Origin of the sequence: uncultured Pseudokineococcus sp. (genome assembly GCF_947495735.1) — a bacterium.
Taxonomy (GTDB): domain Bacteria; phylum Actinomycetota; class Actinomycetes; order Actinomycetales; family Quadrisphaeraceae; genus Pseudokineococcus.
In genome coordinates, this window is sequence record NZ_CANMAA010000012.1 from 28,333 (window position 1) to 44,786 (window position 16,454).

Below are 16,454 nucleotides of genomic sequence, written 5' to 3' on the forward strand. Positions count from 1 at the left end.
TCGACGTCGTGCGCCTGCCATCCTCCGGTGGTGGTCACACCCGCGACACCCCTCCCCGAGGACGTCGTCGGCGAGCCGCTCAGGGCCCAGCTCGAGGCCTTCGTGGACCAGCACCGGATGGTGCTCACCTCGTGCCTCCACGGGCTGGACGAGGAGCAGGCGCGTCGGCGGCTGGTGCCGTCGGCGACCACCCTGCTCGGGCTCGTCAAGCACGCCACCTTCGTGGAGCGGGTGTGGTTCGACGAGGCCGTCACGTGCCGCTCGCGCGAGGAGATCGGCCTCGAGGCGGGACCGGAGGAGTCGTTCGTCCTGCACCCGGGGGACACCGTCGCGAGCGTCCAGGAGGCCCACCTGCTGGCGTGCGCGGCGTCGCGGCGCGCCACGGCGTCCCTGGACCTGGACGACCTGGTGCACGGCAACCGCCGCGGTCCGCTGCCGCTGCGCTGGGTCTACCTCCACGTCCTGCGGGAGCTGGCGCAGCACTGCGGGCACGCCGACGTCCTGCGCGAGCAGCTGCTCGCCACCTCGAGCACCACCGCACCACCCGTCGAGGACAGGTAGGCAGACGTGCCCTCGGTCGAGCGGCCCCCACCACCCCCGCTGGCGTGCGGCAGGCGGCACTCCCTCGGGGTGCTCGCCGACGGGACGGTGGCCGCGGCGGGGGACGACGGCGCCGGTGAGTGCGCCGTCCAGGGCTGGCGCGACGTCGAAGCCGTGGCGGCTGGGACCGTGCACGCGGCGCGGAACACGGGCAGGTCGCACTCGTTGGGCCTGCGCTCGGACGGGACGGTGCTGGCGACCGGGTGGGACGCCGACGGGCAGTGCCGGGTGGAGCGGTGGCGCGACGTCGTGGCCGTGGCCGCGGGGTGGCGCCGCTCGCTCGGCCTGCTCGCCGACGGGCGGGTCCTGGCCGCCGGTCGGACGGCGGAGTCCGCGGGCGACGTCGCGTCGTGGCGGGAGGTCGTCGCGGTCTCCGCCGGCGACTGGCACACCGTCGGCGTCCGCGCGGACGGGACGGCGGTCGCCACCGGCGTCGACCGCTTCGGCCAGTGCGCCGTGCGGGACTGGCGCGGTCTGGTCGACGTCGCGGCCGGGTACCTGCACACCGTCGGCCTGCGCGGTGACGGGACGGTCGTCTCGACCGGTCGCGGCGACGTCGGCGCCTGCGACGTGAGCGGCTGGGAGGACGTCGTCGCGGTCGCGGCGGGCAGCCACCACACCGTCGCGCTGACCGCCGGGGGCGGCGTGCGAGCGACGGGCGCCGACGGCCACGGCCAGTGCGACGTCGACGGCTGGCGGGACGTCGTGCACGTCGCGGCCGGTGCCCTGCACACGCTCGGGCTGCGCGCCGACGGCACGGTCCTCGCGGCTGGTGACGGCTCCGACGGCCAGCGCGCCGTCGACGGGTGGCGCTGCCGGCGTCGACGACCGCGGAGCGGCGGGCCTGCGCCACCAGGTGCCGGCGGCCCGGCTCCCGCCCGCTGCTGAGGCCCCGGCCGGGCCTCAGGCGCGGTCGGCCGGGTCCGCCCCGTCGCCGGTCTGCTGCGCGGCCCGCTGCTCGCGGAGGAGGTCGCGGATCTCCTGCAGCAGCAGCACGTCCTCGCTCGGCGACGCGACGTCGGCCTCCTGGCCCTCCTTGCGCAGCGCGAGGAGCCGGTTCATCGGCAGGACGACCAGGAAGTACAGGACCGCCGAGACGATGAGGAAGTTGAGGACGGCGGCGACCGTGGTGCCGAAGACGACGGTCGTGGTGCCGCTGTCCGTGGCGGTGGGGATGTCCACGCCGAGGGTGCCCACCTCCTCCGCGTCGAACAGCGCGGCGAGGAGGTTGCCGAAGACGTCGGTGCTGAGGGCGCTGACGATGGCGGTGAACGCCGACCCGATGACCACCGCGATGGCCAGGTCGATGACGTTGCCGCGCAGGATGAAGTCCTTGAAGCCGCTCAGCACGGGTGCTCCTCGACGGTGGTCGCGCGGCGCGGGCGCGCGTGTCCTGCCCGCCCGGCGCCGGCCCGCGGGAGGCGGGCGGCTGGACCCTAGGGCCAGGCTCCCGCGGCCGGTCAGGGCAGCAGGGCCAGGGAGACCCCGGCCCCGCCCGTGACGGCGGCCGCGACCGAGCGGGCCTCCTCGCGCGTCACCGCGAGCACGACCACGCCGTCCCCGGGGAGCGCGCCCCCGAGCGGGCCGACCCCGCCGCCCGTCGCGGCGCCGGGCACGTCGAGGACCACGGCCCGCGGCGCCAGGACGTCGGCGCCGGGCGCGCTGCCCGCGGCCGCCAGCAGGGGGTCGGCGGGGGCGGCCAGGACGAGGACCGCGTCGCCGGGGGCGACGAGCCCGGCGGAGGCCGCGGGCAGCGGCACGCCCACCGCGACGGCGCCCGCCGGTGCCCCCACCAGCAGCCCGCTGCCGCCGAGCCGGGCGTCCGTCACGAGCTCGCCCGCGCGCACGGCGGCGACGAGTCGGCGCCCCACGGCGGCGTCCGGGGCTCCCAGCGCACCGTCGGGCACCACGTCCGGGGGCACGGCGAGGGGGACCAGGTCGTCGGTGCGCACCACGTGCCCGGCGGGCAGGTCGGCGGCGACGGCCACGACCTGCGCGCCGCGGTCGGGAGGTGCCGGGCGGAGCGCCTCGACGGCGGTGCCCGCGGCGGCCGCGACCAGCAGCGCGGCGAGCAGCCGGCGGGGCAGCCGCCGCTCGAGCCGGCGCACCGGGGTGAGGAGCCGGCGCCGGTCGAGGGCGCCCGTCCGCCGGCCGCGCGCGGGGGCGCGGGACGCGGGGGCGGCTGACCAGTGCTCGGGCTCGACCACGCCGGGGACGCTAGTGACGCCGCCGCTGCGGTGCGCCGGGCTCGGACCCCGCCTGTGGACGACGACGCCCGGGGGCTCCCGGTGCCGGGGGCTGCCGGCGCGCCCCGGCGCCCGGGAGGGGCGGGGTCAGGCGGCGGAGCCGCTGGAGGAGCCGGACGTCCCCGACGCCTTCCCCCCCGACGAGCCCGTCCCGGAGCCGGAGCCGGAGCCCGACCCGGACCCCGACGTCGCGGACGTGCTCGAGGACGACGAGCTCGAGGACTTCTCGCCCGAGCCGCTGCCCGAGCCCGCGCCGGACGAGCCGCCGGAGGACGAGCCGCCGGAGGACGAGCCGCCGGAGGACGAGCTCTCGCCCGACGAGCCGGAGCCGCTGCTCCCGCCCGTGCCGGTGCGGGAGTCGTTGCGGTAGAAGCCCGACCCCTTGAAGACGATGCCGACCGTGCTGAAGACCTTGCGGAGGCGGCCCGAGCACGTGGGGCACTCGGTGAGGCTGGGGTCGCTGAACGACTGCTGCACCTCCAGGGGGGTGTCGCACTCGGTGCAGCGGTAGGCGTAGACGGGCACGGGGCCTCCACGGGGACGCGCCGACGGGCGGCGGGGGAGCGGAGCACGAGCGGGGCGGGGACCGCCGGCGGCTGGCACTCGGCCGCCGCGAGTGCCAAGGCTACCCCCGCCGCGGAGCCCCCTGCGCGCGCCGCCGGTCGGCGCGGGCCGCTCCGCGCGGCCCTGCGCTCCCGGGGTGCGGGGGCGGCGGCGGCTACCCTCGCCCGGTGCCACGCCCCCGCTCCGCCGGCGTCGTCGCCCTCGCCGTCGTGCTGGTCACGGCGCTGGTGGCCGTGACGGCGGCCGTCGTCCTCCTGCGCCGCCCCCTGCCCGACGTCTCCGGCGAGGTGGCGGTCCCCGGGCTCGGCGCGGACGTGCGCGTGCTGCGCGACGAGCGCGGCGTGCCCCAGGTCTACGCCGAGGACGCCGACGACCTCTTCTTCGCCCAGGGCTACGTGCACGCCCAGGACCGCTTCTTCCAGATGGACCTGCGCCGGCACGTGACGGCGGGGCGGCTGGCCGAGCTGGTCGGCGACGCGCCGGGCGCCGTGGAGGCCGACGCCGTGGTCCGGACGCTGGGCTGGCGGCGCGTCGCCGAGGCCGAGCTGCCCCTGCTCGCGCCCGAGACCCGCGCCTACCTGGAGGCGTACGCCGCCGGCGTCAACGCGCACACCGCCGGCCGCTCGCCGAGCGAGCTGTCGGCCGCCTACACCGCGCTCGGCACGCAGGTGGACCTCGCGCCCGTGGAGGAGTGGACCCCGGTCGACTCCCTCGCCTGGCTGAAGGCGATGGCGTGGTCCCTGCGCGCCAACTACGGCGACGAGCTCGGCCGCGCCGCCGCCTACGGCGCGGTGGGGGACGTCGACCTCGTGGAGCAGCTCTACCCCGCGCCGTCCGCAGCCGTCTCCGAGCCCGTCATCACCGCGCCGGGCGCCCCCGAGCCCGTGGCGGGGACGTCCGGGGAGGCCGCGCCGGTCCCGGGACCGGCACCCGCGGAGGGCCCGGCGGCCGAGGCGCCGGGCGCCGCGCCCGAGGCCCCCGCGACCGCCCCCGCTCCCGAGGGCGACGCCGCTGCCGCGGCCGATCTCGGCGACGCGCTCGACGCGGTCCTGGCCGACCCCTCCGACCCGGTGGGCACCGCCGGCCGCGCGATGGCCGCCGTGCCCGACCTGCTCGGCGTCGGCGAGGGCGCCCCCGGCGGCGTCGGGTCGAACGCGTGGGCCGTCTCGGGCGAGCACACCGCGACGGGCGCCCCGCTGCTGGCCGACGACCCCCACCTGGTCGCGAGCTTCCCGAGCACCTGGTCCCAGGTCGGCCTGCACTGCACGACGGTCGACGAGTCCTGCCCGTTCGAGGTGTCCGGCTACTCCTTCGCCGGCATGCCGGGCGTGGTCATCGGCCACAACGCCGACATCGCCTGGGGCTTCACCAACCTGGGCGCCGACGTGACCGACCTGTTCCTGGAGCAGATCCGCGGCGACTCCGCGGTCCGCGCCGGCGAGGAGGTGCCGCTGACCACGCGCACCGAGACGATCCGCGTCGCGGGCGGCGACCCCGTGGCCATCACGGTGCGCAGCACCGAGCACGGGCCGATCCTGTCCGACTTCGTCCCGGAGCTGGCCGCCGCCGGGCGCGGCGCCCCCGTGCCGCAGGACGCGCCGAGCGCGGGCCTCGGCGGGTACGCCGTCGCGCTGTCCTGGACGGCGCTGACCCCGGGACGCACCATGGACGCCGTCTTCGCCCTGGACGCGGCCTCGGGATGGGAGGAGTTCCGCGAGGCGGCGTCGCTGTTCGCCGTGCCGGGCCAGAACCTCGTCTACGCGGACACCGCGGGCCAGGTGGGCTACCAGTCCTCCGGCGTCGTCCCCGTGCGCCAGCCCGGTCCGGGCCTCGGGCAGGGCGACGGCACCTGGCCCCGGCTCGGGTGGGACCCCGCCTACGACTGGGCCGGCGAGGTGCCCTTCGAGGACATGCCCTCCCAGCTGGCTCCCGAGGACGGTCTCGTGGTCTCCGCCAACCAGGCGGTCACGGACGCCGGCTCCCCGTTCCTCACCGCGGACTTCGACCAGGGCCACCGCGCCGCGCGGATCCGCTCCGTCCTGGAGGAGCAGGTGGCGCAGGGGCGCCGGATCACGGTCGAGGACGCGCTCGCCCTGCAGGACGACGAGCACGACCCCTTCGCCGAGGTCCTCGTGCCGCACCTGCTCGCCGCCCCGCTGCCGGAGGCCCAGGGGACCGACCCCGACCGGCGGGCCTTCACCCGCGAGGCGGTGGCGCTGCTGCGCGGGTGGGACGGCACGACGACGGCCGACTCCGCCCCGGCGGCCTACTACAACGCCGTGTGGTCGAACCTGCTGCGCCTGACCTTCGCCGACCAGCTGCCCGAGGTGGCCCAGCCCCGCGGCGGCAGCCGCTGGTTCTCGGTGGTGGAGCAGCTCCTGGACGAGCCGGACAGCCCCTGGTGGGACGACGCGACGACGACCACCGTCGTCGAGACCCGTGACCAGGTGCTGGGCCGCGCCCTCCTGGACGCGCGCCTGGAGCTCACCGCGAGCCTCGGCGCCGACCCGCAGGACTGGGAGTGGGGTCGCCTGCACCGCCTCACGCTGCGCCAGGAGGTCCTGGGCGGTCCCTCGACCCCCGCGCCGGTGCGCGCGCTGTGGACGGCCGGCCCGGTGGAGCTCGGCGGCGGCACCTCCCTCGTCGACGCGGCCTCGTGGGACGCGCGGGAGGGCTACGAGGTCGCGACGGTGCCGTCGATGCGGATGGTCGTCGACCTGGGCGACCTGGACGCCTCGCGCTGGGTGGACCTCGCGGGAGTCAGCGAGCACCCCTGGAGCGGGCACATGACCGACCAGCTCGGCACCTGGGCCGACGGCGGCGCCTTCCCGTGGCCCTTCACCCCCGGCGCCGTCGAGGACGCCGCGCGGGACGAGCTCGTGCTCGTGCCGCGCGCGGCCTCCGAGGACTGAGGGGCCGGACGGCGCCTCAGTCGTCCACGCGCATCCAGCGGCTGGGGGTGGCGACGTGGCTGACGCCCACGTCGTGCTCCTCGGCCGGGACCGGCTCCACGCCGGCGTCGAGCACCTCGTCGTCGTGCAGGAGCGCCACGACGGGCGGCAGCCAGCCGCGCCGGGCGCGCAGGTCGCCGAGCGCGCGGTCGTAGTAGCCCCCGCCCCGCCCCAGCCGGCGGCCGGCGGTGTCCACCGCGAGCGCGGGCACGAGGACGACGTCGACGGCGCCGAGGGCCTGCGGCCCGAGGTCGGACCCCGCGCTCAGGAGCACGGCGCCGTCGCCGGCGGGTCCGCCCGCCCCCGGCGCGGGAGGTGCGAGGCGGGCCGGCCCCCACCCCAGCCGGGTCCCGCCCCCGTCGGAGCCGTCGTGGGTGTGGGGCAGGAGCACCGTGGTGCCGCGCGAGGCGAGCGCGCGCACGAGCGCCGGCGTCCCGGGCTCGGTGCCGCGGGAGGCGTAGCAGGCGACCGTCCCGCCCTCGGCGGGGAGCAGCCCCGTCGCCAGCACGACGTCGCGCAGCCGGGCCGCGAGGTCCAGCCGCTCGGCCGGGTCCCGCTCGCGGCGGCGCGCGAGCACCGCCCGTCGCAGGCCCGCCTTGGTCCCCTCGGCGCCGACGGCGCCCCGGCTCGTCCCGTCCACGCCCCGAGTGTGCGGGCGCGCCGGCCCGGACGACCAGCCCGAGCGGCCGCTCCGGCGCCGGGACGACGCCGAGGACGAGGGGTCCGGACGAGGGGTCCGGACGAGGGGTCCGGACGAGGGGCGCGGCACCGCCTGCGCGCGCCCCGGCCGGACCCCCGCCGCTAGCCTGCCCGGCATGAGCATCCACAAGGCCGTCATCCCCGCGGCGGGCCAGGGCACCCGCTTCCTCCCGGCGACGAAGGCGTCGCCGAAGGAGATGCTGCCCGTCGTCGACGTGCCGGCCATCGAGTACGTCGTGCGCGAGGCCGTGGCCGCCGGCCTGGAGGACGTGCTCATGATCACCGGACGCGGCAAGCGGGCGCTGGAGGACCACTTCGACCGCAACGTCGAGCTCGAGGCGGGTCTGGAGGCCAAGGGCGACGACGGCAAGCTCGCCAAGGTCCGCGACTCCACCGAGCTGGCCCAGGTGCACTACGTCCGCCAGGGCGACCCCAAGGGCCTCGGGCACGCCGTCCTGATGGCGAAGGCGCACGTGGGCGACGAGGCCTTCGCGGTGCTGCTGGGGGACGACCTCATCGACCCCCGCGACCCCCTGCTCACCACCATGACGGCGGTGCAGGAGCGCCTCGGCGGCAGCGTCGTCGCCCTCATGGAGGTGCCGGAGGACCAGGTCTACCTCTACGGCTGCGCCAGCCTCGACGCGGAGGCCTCCGACGCCCTCGAGGAGGACGTCGTCCGGATCACCGGGATGGTGGAGAAGCCGGCCGTCGAGGACGCGCCGTCCAACCTCGCCATCATCGGCCGGTACGTGCTGCACCCCCGCGTCTTCGAGGTGCTCGAGCGCACGGCTCCCGGCAAGGGCGGCGAGATCCAGCTCACCGACGCCCTCGAGACCCTCGCCGGCATGCCGGCCGAGGAGGGGGGCGGCGTCCACGGCGTCGTCTTCCGCGGCCGCCGCTACGACACCGGCGACAAGCTCGACTACATCAAGGCCGTCGTCCGGCTCGCGTGCGAGCGCGAGGACCTGGGCCCGGACCTGCGGGAGTGGCTGCGCACCAGCGTGGACGAGCTGACGGCCGACCCGGCGCAGGGCTCCTGAGCCGCGTGCTCGCCCGCTCCGGGGGCCGGCGCGGCGCACCGTCCCGCGGTCGCCGGGGCCGGGGCCGGTCGTGAGGTCGCTCGAGGAGCACCTGGCCGTCGTGCTCGAGGGCGCGGGCCCGCTGCCGCCGCAGCGGCTGCCGCTGCTGGAGGCGGCCGACCTGGTCCTGGCCGAGGACGTCGTGGCCGCAGCCCCGCTGCCCCGCTTCGACGGCTCGTCGATGGACGGCTACGCCGTCCTGGCCGCCGACGTCGCCGGCGCGCAGGAGGGAGCGCCGGTCCGCCTCGAGGTCGACGGCGACGTCCCCGCCGGTGCGCCGGGCGCTCCCGCGCTGCGCCGCGGGGCTGCCGTCCGCGTGATGACCGGTGCGCCGGTGCCGATCGGCGTCGACCCGGCCACGACCGCCGACGTCGCCGTCGTCCAGGTGGAGTGGACCGACGCCGCCCAGACCGGCCCCCCGCCGGCCCGCGTGGCCGTGCGCCGCCCCGTGGCGGCCGGGCGCAACATCCGCCGCGCGGGCGAGGACGTCGAGGCCGGCGAGCGGGTGCTGCGCGCGGGGGAGCGGCTGTCGCCGCGGCACCTCGGCCTGCTCGCGTCCCTGGGACGGGCCGACGCGCTCGTGCACCCGCGCCCGCGCGTCCTGGTGCTCTCGACCGGCAGCGAGGTCGTCGAGCCGGGGGAGCCGCTGGCGCCCGGGCAGATCCACGACTCGAACTCCACGACGCTCGTGGCCGCCTGCCGCGAGGCGGGCGCGCTCGCGCGCCGCGTGCGCGCCGTGGAGGACGACCCGGAGCGGCTGCTCGCCGTCCTGCGCCCCGAGCTGGCCACCGCCGACCTGGTGCTCACCACCGGTGGGGTCAGCGCCGGCGCCTACGAGGTCGTCAAGGAGGCCCTCTCGCGCGACGGCGCGGTGGACTTCGTCCGCGTCGCCATGCAGCCCGGGGGCCCGCAGGGCTCGGGGTGGCTGCAGGACGACGCCGGTCGCGCCGTCCGCGTGCTGACGCTGCCGGGCAACCCGGTGAGCGCCTACGTCTCCTTCGAGGCCTTCGTGCGCCCCCTGCTGCGGCGGGTCCTCGGCGAGCAGGAGCTGCACCGCCCCCTCGTCGAGGCCGTCGTCGACCGGGGGTGGCCCTCCGTGCCCGGCAAGCGGCAGCTGTACCGCGTGCGGCTGGAGCGCGACGCCGACGGCACCGCCCACGTCGGCGCCATCGGCGGCCCGGGCAGCCACCTCGTCGCCGACCTCGTCACGGCCACCGCGCTGGCCGTGGTGCCGGAGGAGGTGACGGACGTCGAGCCCGGTGCGAGGCTGGCGTGCATGCTGCTCGAGCGCGGCGGACCGCCGTCCGCACCCCTGCCCGCCACCCCCGCCGTCGACCCGGCCGCCCGGCCCGCCGCCGACGGGAGCGGGACGGCGTGAGCAGGCTGACGCACCTCGACGAGCGCGGCCAGGCGCACATGGTCGACGTCTCCGGCAAGGACGTCACGGTGCGCACCGCCAGCGCGGCCGGCGTCGTCCGCTGCTCGGCGGCGGTCGTGGACGCGCTGCGCGGGGACGGCGTGCCCAAGGGCGACGCGCTGGCGGTGGCCCGCCTCGCCGGCATCCAGGCGGCCAAGCGCACGCCCGAGCTCGTGCCGCTGGCGCACCCCGTCGCGGTCCACGCCGTGGAGGTGGACGCGGTCGTCGTCGACGGCGGCGTCGAGCTGAGCGCCACCGTCCGCACCGCCGACCGCACCGGGGTGGAGATGGAGGCGCTGACGTGCGTCGCCGTCGCCGGGCTCGCGCTCGTCGACATGGTCAAGGCGCTGGACCGCGAGGCCGTCATCACCGACGTCCGCGTCACCGCCAAGACCGGCGGCCGCTCGGGGAGCTGGACCCGTGGCTGAGGACCCCGCGCCGGGTCCCGGCGGCGTCGCCGCCACGGGGCCGCGGACCGGCGCCGTGGTGGTGGCCTCCACCCGGGCCGCGCGCGGCACCTACGAGGATGAGACGGGGCCGCTGCTCGCCGAGGGGCTGCGCGCCCTGGGCCTGCAGGTCGGCGAGCCGGTCGTCGTCGAGGACGGCGAGGCCGTGGGCCGGGCGCTGCGCGCCGCGCTGGGGGCGGGCGCCGCCGTGGTGCTGAGCACGGGGGGCACCGGGCTGACCCCGCGCGACCTCACGCCCGAGCAGACCGCCCCGCTGCTGGACCGGCAGCTGCCGGGCCTCGCCGAGGCGCTGCGCGCCCGGGGCCGCGAGAAGGGCGTGCCGACGGCGTCGCTCTCCCGCGGCCTGGCCGGCACCTGCGGCACCGCGCTCGTCGTCAACCTGCCCGGCTCCCCGGGGGCCTGCCGCGACGCCCTCGAGGTCCTGGCCGACGTCCTGCCGCACGCCCTCGACCAGATGGCCGGCGGAGACCACCCGCGCCCGCCCGCGGAGCCGCGGTGAACGGCTGGCCGGTCGAGCTCCGCTCGGGCGACGTCGTCCTGAGGCCGCTGCGCCGCGGCGACCGCACCGTGTGGGCCCGCCTGCGCGACAGCAACGCCGAGTGGCTCGCGCCCTGGGAGGCGACCCCGCCGGCGGGCTCGCTGCCCCCGCCGTCCTTCCCCGCGATGGTCCGGGAGCTGCGCCAGCAGGCCCGCCTGGGCCAGGCCATGCCCTTCGTCGTCGAGCACCGGGGGCGGATGGTCGGCCAGCTGACCGTCGCCGGGCTCGCGTGGGGGTCGCTGCGCTCGGGGACCATCGGCTACTGGGTCGACCGCCGCGTCGCGGGCCGCGGCATCACCCCGACCGCGGTGGCGATGGCGACCGACCACTGCTTCCGCTCCGTCGGGCTGCACCGCGTCGAGATCAACATCCGCCCGGAGAACGCCGCGAGCCTGCGCGTGGTCGAGAAGCTCGGCTTCCGCGACGAGGGCCTGCGCCGGGCCTACCTGCACATCGACGGCGCCTGGCGCGACCACCGCACGTTCGCCCTCACGGCCGAGGAGGTGTGCGGCGGCCTCCTCGCGCGGTGGCTCGACGCGCGCGGCGAGAGCCCCGCGCCCGCCTGAACCCGGCGCGGGCCGGGCCGGTGGGGGCCGCCGCGGGGTGGGCGCGGCGCGCCTCCCGGGGCCGGTGACGGCGGACGCCTAGCCTCCGGCTCGTGGACGGGGGAGCGATGACGGCGCTGCTCGTCCTCGCCGTCCTCCTGGTCGGCGTCCCGTCGATGGCGCGCCGGCGCGCCGAGCTCGCGGCCTGGCAGGCCGCCGGGCGCGGGGAGGCCCCGAGCGCGTCCGACGACGCGGCCCCCGCGCGGGGTGCGGGGGACCCCGGAGCCCGGGGCGTCGCCGACCGCAGGAGCGCCGAGGGGCGGGCCCGTGGGCTCGCTCCCGCGCCGAGAGCCGGTGGGGCGCTGACGTCCTCGGCGGACCGGGGCGAGCCCGTCGAGGACGCCCTGGCGCTGCGCCCGGTGGGCACGGGGCTGCGGCGCGCCGCTCCCGGTCCGCGGGTCCTCGTCCGGCGCTCGTCGGTGCCGCGGCCCCGCTGCGCCCCGGGCTCCAGCTCGCGCCCGGTGCTCGCCGGCCGTCCCCCCGGCGGCAGCGGCACGAACGCGCCGGGTGCCCTCGGGACGACGCCGCGGCCCGTCGGGGGCGAGGCCCCGGTCGTCTCGGTCGTCCAGGGCGTCGCGGTCGTCCCGGGGGTCGCGGTCGTCCCGGGGGTCCGGGTGGTCGGCGGTGCCCCGGTGGCGGGTGGCGCCCCGGGCGTGGACGAGCCCGTCGCCGCGGCCGGCGGGGTCGTCGTCCGCGGGGACGCCGTGCCCGCCGTGCCCGCCGGAGCGCCTGCACCGGGTGCGGCTGCGCCCCCGGCGGGCGGCGGGGGTGCGCGGCCGGACGCGCGCGGGCCCGCGCGCCGGGACGCGGCGCGCGCCGGTCGGCGCAGCGCGCTCCACCTCGCGCAGCTGTCCGTGCTGGCGCTGGCCGCCGTCGTCGTGGCCGTGCTCGCGGTGCTCGGGCTCGTCCCGCCGGCCGCGACCGCCGTCCTGCCCGGCGCGCTCGTCCTGGACCTGGCTCTGCTGCGCCGCCGGGCGGTCCGCCGCAGGGCCTCCCGCCGCGCACCCGGCACCGCGCGGCCGGTCGGCCGCGTCCTCGCGGCAGCTGCCGCGGAGACCCCGGGGGCTGCCGCGCCGGCGGAGCCCGCGCCCCGGCGCGGCGACCAGCCCTTCCGGCTCGAGGACCACGAGGACCACGGGGACCAGGCGGCCCCCCGCGCGGCGGACGGCGTCGTCCGGGGTCCGCTGGTGCCTCTCGCCGACCTGCGGGCCGCGGCCGCCGCCGACGCCGCGGACGGGCTGCGGGGTCCTTCCGGGGCGAGCGCACCCGAGCCCTCGACCGCCGGTGCGGACGCCGGGAGCGCCGCGCCCGGCAGCACCGCCCCGAGCGGCACCGACCCGAGCAGCACCGCCCCGCCGGCGGGACCGCGGCGCCGCCGCACCGCCTGAGCGGTCCCCGGGGACCGCGGCGCCGCACGCGCTGCGACACGGCCGGTGCGGCCCACCCCGGGGGCGCTGGTAGGGTTTCCGACGTTCCAGGGGCTGTGGCGCAGCTGGTAGCGCACCTCGTTCGCAACGAGGGGGTCAGGGGTTCGAGTCCCCTCAGCTCCACCTCAGACGGTCGTCCCCGCGGGGACAGACCCCGAGGTCTGCGCCCACGTCGTGCAGATCCGGCGCTCGGCCACCAGGGTGGTGGCATGACGACACAGGCGACGTCCTTGCCCGGACCCACCGCGTCCCTGCCCGGCGGCGGCTCGATGCCGCTGCTCGGGCTCGGGACCTGGCAGTCCGACGGCGACGACTGCTACCGGTCGGTCCTGTCGGCCCTCGAGGTCGGCTACCGGCACATCGACACGGCCACCGGCTACGGCAACGAGGACCAGGTCGGCCGCGCCCTGGCCGACTCCGGGGTCCCGCGCGACGAGGTCTTCGTGACGACCAAGATGCCGCCGGACGAGGCCGGCCGCGCCCGCGAGGTCCTCTCCCGCTCCCTGGAGCTGCTCGGGCTGGACTTCGTCGACCTCTGGCTCATCCACTGGCCCCCCGGCGGCGAGGCCAGCCCGCAGACGTGGGAGCACTTCCTGGCCGCCCGCTCCGACCGCCAGGCCCGCGACGTCGGCGTCAGCAACTACAGCACCGCGCAGCTGGACGAGCTGATCCGCTCCTCCGGGGAGGCGCCGGCGGTCGACCAGGTGCCGTGGGCGCCGGCGCTGCACGACCAGCAGTTCCTCGACGAGTGCCGCGAGCGCGGCGTCGTCGTCGAGGGCTACAGCCCCTTCAAGAAGACGGACATGAGCGACCCGGTCCTGACCGAGATCGCCGAGGGCCACGGCGTCACCCCGCAGCAGGTCGTCCTGCGCTGGCACCTCGACCGCGGCGTCGTCGTGATCCCGAAGTCCGTCACGCCCGAGCGCATCGCGGCCAACGCCGACGTCTTCGGGTTCTCCCTCTCCGAGGACGAGGTCCGGCGCGTCGACGGGCTCGCCGCCGGCTGACGCCCGCCCTCCTCGCCGCGCCCCCAGGGCGCCGCCGCGCCCCCGGTCCTCCTCGCGGAGGACCGGGGGCGCGCGTGCGCGCGGTCCGAGGTCGCGCGGAGCCTTGACGCGGGGGCGGGCGAGGCGATGGGCTCGCGGGAGAGGGGTGCGCGCTCCGCGGCCGGCCCGGTCGCCGCGGCCCCCGCCGGAGGCCGCCGTGCCCATGATCTTCGTCAACCTCCCCGTGGACGACGTGCAGCGCTCCGCGGACTTCTTCTCCCGGCTCGGGCTCGACGTGGACGACCTGCCGGGCGACGACCGCAGCGCCAGCGTCGTGGTCGGGCGGGACGCCGCGGTGCTCCTGCTGGAGCGCGGCCGCTTCGCCCAGCTCGGCCCGGGTCCGGTCGCCGCGGCCGGGGACCCCCGGGAGGTGGTCCTGTGCCTGTCGGCGTCCTCCCGCGAGGAGGTGGACGACATCGCCGCGCGCGCGGAGACCGAGGGCGGGGCGTGCCGCACGCCCGCGCAGGACGACGGCTCGGTCTACCGGCGGACCTTCCTGGACCCCGACGGGCACGCGTGGGGCGTGCTGTGGATGGACCCCGCCGCCCCCGCGGCCTGACGGCGCCTCCCCGGTGCCGGGCGGCGGTCCCGGTGCAGGCCCGAGGGGACGCAGGCGGAGGTTAGGCTCCCCTGCATGAGCGCGTCGGCCGGGACGTCGGGGCCTCCCCGGCTCCGCGCGTCGCCGCCCGCGCCGGCTCGCCGCCGCACGGGCGCGCTCGTGGTCGCCGTGGTCCTCGCCGTCGCCGCCGTGGGCGCCGCCGCCCTCCTGAGCCTGGCGCTCGGGTCGCGCAGCGTCCCGCTCGGCACGGTCGTCGAGGCCCTCGCGGCGCCGGACCGCACGAGCACCGACCACCTGGTGGTCCTCGACCTGCGCCTCCCGCGCACGGTCGTGGGGCTGGTGGTCGGCGTCGCCCTCGGCCTCGCCGGCGCGGTGATGCAGGGCCTGACGCGGAACCCGCTGGCCGACCCGGGGCTCCTCGGCGTGAACGCCGGCGCCGCCACGGCCGTCGTCCTCGCCATCAGCGTCCTCGGCGTCACGAGCCCGCTCGGCTACGTCTGGTTCGCCCTGCTCGGGGCGGCGGCGGCGTCCGTGGTCGTCTACGGCGTTGCGGCCACCGGGCGCGAGGGGGCGACGCCGGTCAAGCTCACCCTCGCGGGCGCGGCGGTCAGCGCGATGCTGCTGTCGGTGCTGACGGCCGTCCTCGTGGTGGACACCGCGACCTTCGACCAGTTCCGCTTCTGGCAGGTCGGCTCGCTGTCGGGGCGCGACCTGTCCGTCGTCGCGGCGGTGCTCCCCCTCCTCGTGGTCGGCGTGCTGCTGGCGCTGGCGCTCGGGCCCCTGCTGGACGCCCTGTCGCTGGGGGAGGACGTGGCGCGCGGCCTCGGCCAGCGCACCCGGCTCGTCCGGCTGCTGGGCGCGCTCGCCGTCGTGCTGCTGTGCGGCACGGCGACGGCGCTGGCCGGCCCCATCGCCTTCGTGGGCCTCGCCGTCCCGCACCTGGTGCGGGCGCTGACGGGCCCCGCGCACCGGTGGCTCCTGCCGCTGTCGGCGCTCGTGGCGCCGGTCCTGCTCCTGCTCGCCGACGTCCTCGGGCGGGTGCTGGCACGTCCGGGGGAGCTGCAGGTCGGCATCGTCACGGCGTTCCTGGGAGCCCCCGTCCTCGTCGCCGTCGTGCGGCGCCGGCGCGGGGCGGTGGAGCTGTGACCGCGACCACGGGTCGCCGGCCGGCCGGCCCGCTGCCGCACCGCGAGCTGGGCGCTCCCGACCCCGCCGCCGACCGCGTGGGCGCGGCGCGCGAGGCGGTCCGCCGCTCGCGCCGCGAGGCCCGCCGTCGGAGCGCCGGTGTCCGGGGCGTGCTCGCCGCGCTGGTGCTCGGGCTCCTGCTGGTCGCCCTGTCCGTCGGCGACTTCCCGCTCTCGCCCGTCGAGGTCCTCGGGGCGCTGGTGGGCCGGGGGGAGGGCGGCGCCGAGCTCGTCGTCCTGCAGCTGCGGCTGCCGCGGGCCCTGGCCGCCGTCGTCGCGGGGGCCTGCTTCGGGGTCTCCGGGGCCGTGCTCCAGGCGCTCCTGCGCAACCCGCTGGCGAGCCCGGACATCATCGGCATCTCCGCCGGTGCCGGTGCCGCGGCCGTCGTGGCCATCCTCGGCCTGGGCCTGTCGGGGCTCGCCGTCTCCGCCGCCGCGGCGCTGGGGGCGCTCGCCACGGCCCTCGCCGTCGCCGCCCTGGCCACGCGCGGGTCGCTGAGCGGCTACCGCTTCGTCCTCGTCGGGATCGGCGCGGCCGCCCTGCTCAACGCCGTCACCAGCTTCGCCCTCACCCGCGCCCAGGCCACCGACGCGGCCCAGGCCCTGGTGTGGATCACCGGCAGCCTCAACGGCACCGACTGGGACGCCGTCGGCCCGCTGCTGCTGGGCGCCGGGGTGCTCCTGCCGGTCTCCCTCGTCGCCAGCCGCGCGCTGTCCGGCCTCGGCGTGGGCGACGACGCCGCGGCGGGCCTGGGGCTGCGCGTCGGCCGCGCGCGGCTGCTCCTGGTCGTCGTCGCGGTCGGGCTGGCGGCGGTGGCCACGGCCGCCGCGGGCCCGGTGGCGTTCGTGGCGCTCGTGGCGGCGCCCATCGCCCGGCGGCTGCTGCCGGGCCGCAGCGCGCTGGGGGCCTCGGCGCTCGTGGGCGCGCTGGTGCTGAGCGCGTCGGACCTGGTCGCCCAGCACGCGCCGCTGCTGCCGCAGCTGCCGGTGGGCGTCGTCACGGGCGTGGTCGGCGCCCCGTACCTGCTGTGGCTGCTCGTGCGCGCCGGGCGCGACGGGACGGCGGGCTGAC

The 16,454-nt window shown here is 78.6% G+C and carries 17 protein-coding genes and 1 tRNA gene; 14 read left to right on the plus strand and 4 right to left on the minus strand.

Going from position 1 to position 16,454, the window contains the following annotated elements:
* Window positions 1-30 precede the first annotated feature (30 nt).
* Both Q0848_RS14600 and Q0848_RS14605 read left to right on the plus strand, forming a co-directional pair.
* Window positions 31-561 carry a DinB family protein gene (locus tag Q0848_RS14600; protein ID WP_299038799.1) on the plus strand — a complete coding sequence of 177 codons (531 nt, stop codon included), beginning with the start codon at window positions 31-33 and terminating at the stop codon, window positions 559-561.
* Window positions 562-567: 6 nt separating this feature from the next.
* Window positions 568-1,488, plus strand: a complete 921-nt coding sequence (locus tag Q0848_RS14605) for a hypothetical protein (protein WP_299038801.1) — start codon at window positions 568-570, stop codon at window positions 1,486-1,488.
* A gap of 15 nt (window positions 1,489-1,503) precedes the next feature.
* Here the strand turns inward: Q0848_RS14605 and mscL are convergent, their stop codons facing one another.
* The 3 genes from mscL to Q0848_RS14620 form a co-directional block, all read right to left on the minus strand.
* Window positions 1,504-1,950 carry a large conductance mechanosensitive channel protein MscL gene (gene mscL / locus Q0848_RS14610; RefSeq protein ID WP_299038804.1) on the minus strand — a complete coding sequence of 149 codons (447 nt, stop codon included), beginning with the start codon at window positions 1,948-1,950 and terminating at the stop codon, window positions 1,504-1,506.
* 110 nt (window positions 1,951-2,060) lie between these two features.
* Entirely contained in the window at window positions 2,061-2,807 is a 747-nt protein-coding gene (locus Q0848_RS14615) for an SAF domain-containing protein (RefSeq protein WP_299038806.1), read from the minus strand.
* Between the two features lie 126 nt (window positions 2,808-2,933).
* Window positions 2,934-3,371 (minus strand): FmdB family zinc ribbon protein, encoded by a 438-nt coding sequence (locus Q0848_RS14620; RefSeq protein ID WP_299038808.1) that lies wholly within the window; start codon window positions 3,369-3,371, stop codon window positions 2,934-2,936.
* Between the two features lie 206 nt (window positions 3,372-3,577).
* Here Q0848_RS14620 and Q0848_RS14625 point away from each other — a divergent pair, with 206 nt between their 5' ends.
* Window positions 3,578-6,322, plus strand: coding sequence for a penicillin acylase family protein (locus Q0848_RS14625; protein WP_299038810.1), 2,745 nt, complete (start codon window positions 3,578-3,580; stop codon window positions 6,320-6,322).
* A gap of 16 nt (window positions 6,323-6,338) precedes the next feature.
* On the opposite strand, the gene Q0848_RS14630 is transcribed toward Q0848_RS14625, so the two are convergent.
* A complete protein-coding gene (locus tag Q0848_RS14630; protein WP_299038812.1) occupies window positions 6,339-7,001 on the minus strand; it encodes a 5-formyltetrahydrofolate cyclo-ligase in 663 nt (220 codons plus the stop codon).
* Between the two features lie 175 nt (window positions 7,002-7,176).
* Between Q0848_RS14630 and galU the strand changes: the two genes are divergently transcribed.
* From galU to Q0848_RS14685, 11 genes are all read left to right on the plus strand, one after another.
* Complete coding sequence (gene galU, locus Q0848_RS14635) at window positions 7,177-8,100, plus strand: UTP--glucose-1-phosphate uridylyltransferase GalU (protein WP_299038814.1); 924 nt, start codon at window positions 7,177-7,179, stop codon at window positions 8,098-8,100.
* Window positions 8,101-8,170: 70 nt separating this feature from the next.
* Entirely contained in the window at window positions 8,171-9,517 is a 1,347-nt protein-coding gene (gene glp / locus Q0848_RS14640) for a gephyrin-like molybdotransferase Glp (protein WP_299038815.1), read from the plus strand.
* 38 nt (window positions 9,518-9,555) lie between these two features.
* Window positions 9,556-9,984: a cyclic pyranopterin monophosphate synthase MoaC gene (gene moaC / locus Q0848_RS14645; RefSeq protein WP_366146624.1), complete on the plus strand. Its 429-nt coding sequence runs from the start codon at window positions 9,556-9,558 to the stop codon at window positions 9,982-9,984.
* Window positions 9,977-10,522 (plus strand): molybdenum cofactor biosynthesis protein B, encoded by a 546-nt coding sequence (locus tag Q0848_RS14650; RefSeq protein ID WP_299038817.1) that lies wholly within the window; start codon window positions 9,977-9,979, stop codon window positions 10,520-10,522. The genes moaC and Q0848_RS14650 overlap by 8 nt, the downstream gene beginning before the upstream one ends.
* Window positions 10,519-11,127, plus strand: coding sequence for a GNAT family N-acetyltransferase (locus Q0848_RS14655; protein WP_299038818.1), 609 nt, complete (start codon window positions 10,519-10,521; stop codon window positions 11,125-11,127). Before Q0848_RS14650 ends, Q0848_RS14655 begins: the two co-directional genes overlap by 4 nt.
* Window positions 11,128-11,219: 92 nt before the next feature.
* Window positions 11,220-12,554, plus strand: a complete 1,335-nt coding sequence (locus tag Q0848_RS14660; RefSeq protein WP_299038820.1) for a hypothetical protein — start codon at window positions 11,220-11,222, stop codon at window positions 12,552-12,554.
* 89 nt (window positions 12,555-12,643) lie between these two features.
* Window positions 12,644-12,716, plus strand: a tRNA-Ala gene (locus tag Q0848_RS14665).
* A gap of 86 nt (window positions 12,717-12,802) precedes the next feature.
* Window positions 12,803-13,600 carry an aldo/keto reductase gene (locus Q0848_RS14670; protein ID WP_299038822.1) on the plus strand — a complete coding sequence of 266 codons (798 nt, stop codon included), beginning with the start codon at window positions 12,803-12,805 and terminating at the stop codon, window positions 13,598-13,600.
* Window positions 13,601-13,802: 202 nt separating this feature from the next.
* Window positions 13,803-14,198, plus strand: a complete 396-nt coding sequence (locus Q0848_RS14675) for a VOC family protein (RefSeq protein ID WP_366146625.1) — start codon at window positions 13,803-13,805, stop codon at window positions 14,196-14,198.
* A gap of 75 nt (window positions 14,199-14,273) precedes the next feature.
* Entirely contained in the window at window positions 14,274-15,344 is a 1,071-nt protein-coding gene (locus Q0848_RS14680; RefSeq protein WP_299038825.1) for an iron ABC transporter permease, read from the plus strand.
* The gene (locus Q0848_RS14685; RefSeq protein ID WP_299038827.1) at window positions 15,341-16,453 is read left to right on the plus strand and encodes an iron chelate uptake ABC transporter family permease subunit; all 1,113 of its coding nucleotides are present in this window, start codon (window positions 15,341-15,343) and stop codon (window positions 16,451-16,453) included. Before Q0848_RS14680 ends, Q0848_RS14685 begins: the two co-directional genes overlap by 4 nt.
* Window position 16,454 lies beyond the last annotated feature (1 nt).

Bases quoted from the DNA above. Each gene is read 5' to 3' on its own strand.
- Q0848_RS14670 (WP_299038822.1), top strand. From the start codon at position 12,803: ATGACGACACAGGCGACGTCCTTGCCCGGACCCACCGCGTCCCTGCCC.
- galU (WP_299038814.1), top strand. From the start codon at position 7,177: ATGAGCATCCACAAGGCCGTCATCCCCGCGGCGGGCCAGGGCACCCGC.
- moaC (WP_366146624.1), top strand. From the start codon at position 9,556: ATGGTCGACGTCTCCGGCAAGGACGTCACGGTGCGCACCGCCAGCGCG.
- Q0848_RS14675 (WP_366146625.1), top strand. From the start codon at position 13,803: ATGATCTTCGTCAACCTCCCCGTGGACGACGTGCAGCGCTCCGCGGAC.
- Q0848_RS14680 (WP_299038825.1), top strand. From the start codon at position 14,274: ATGAGCGCGTCGGCCGGGACGTCGGGGCCTCCCCGGCTCCGCGCGTCG.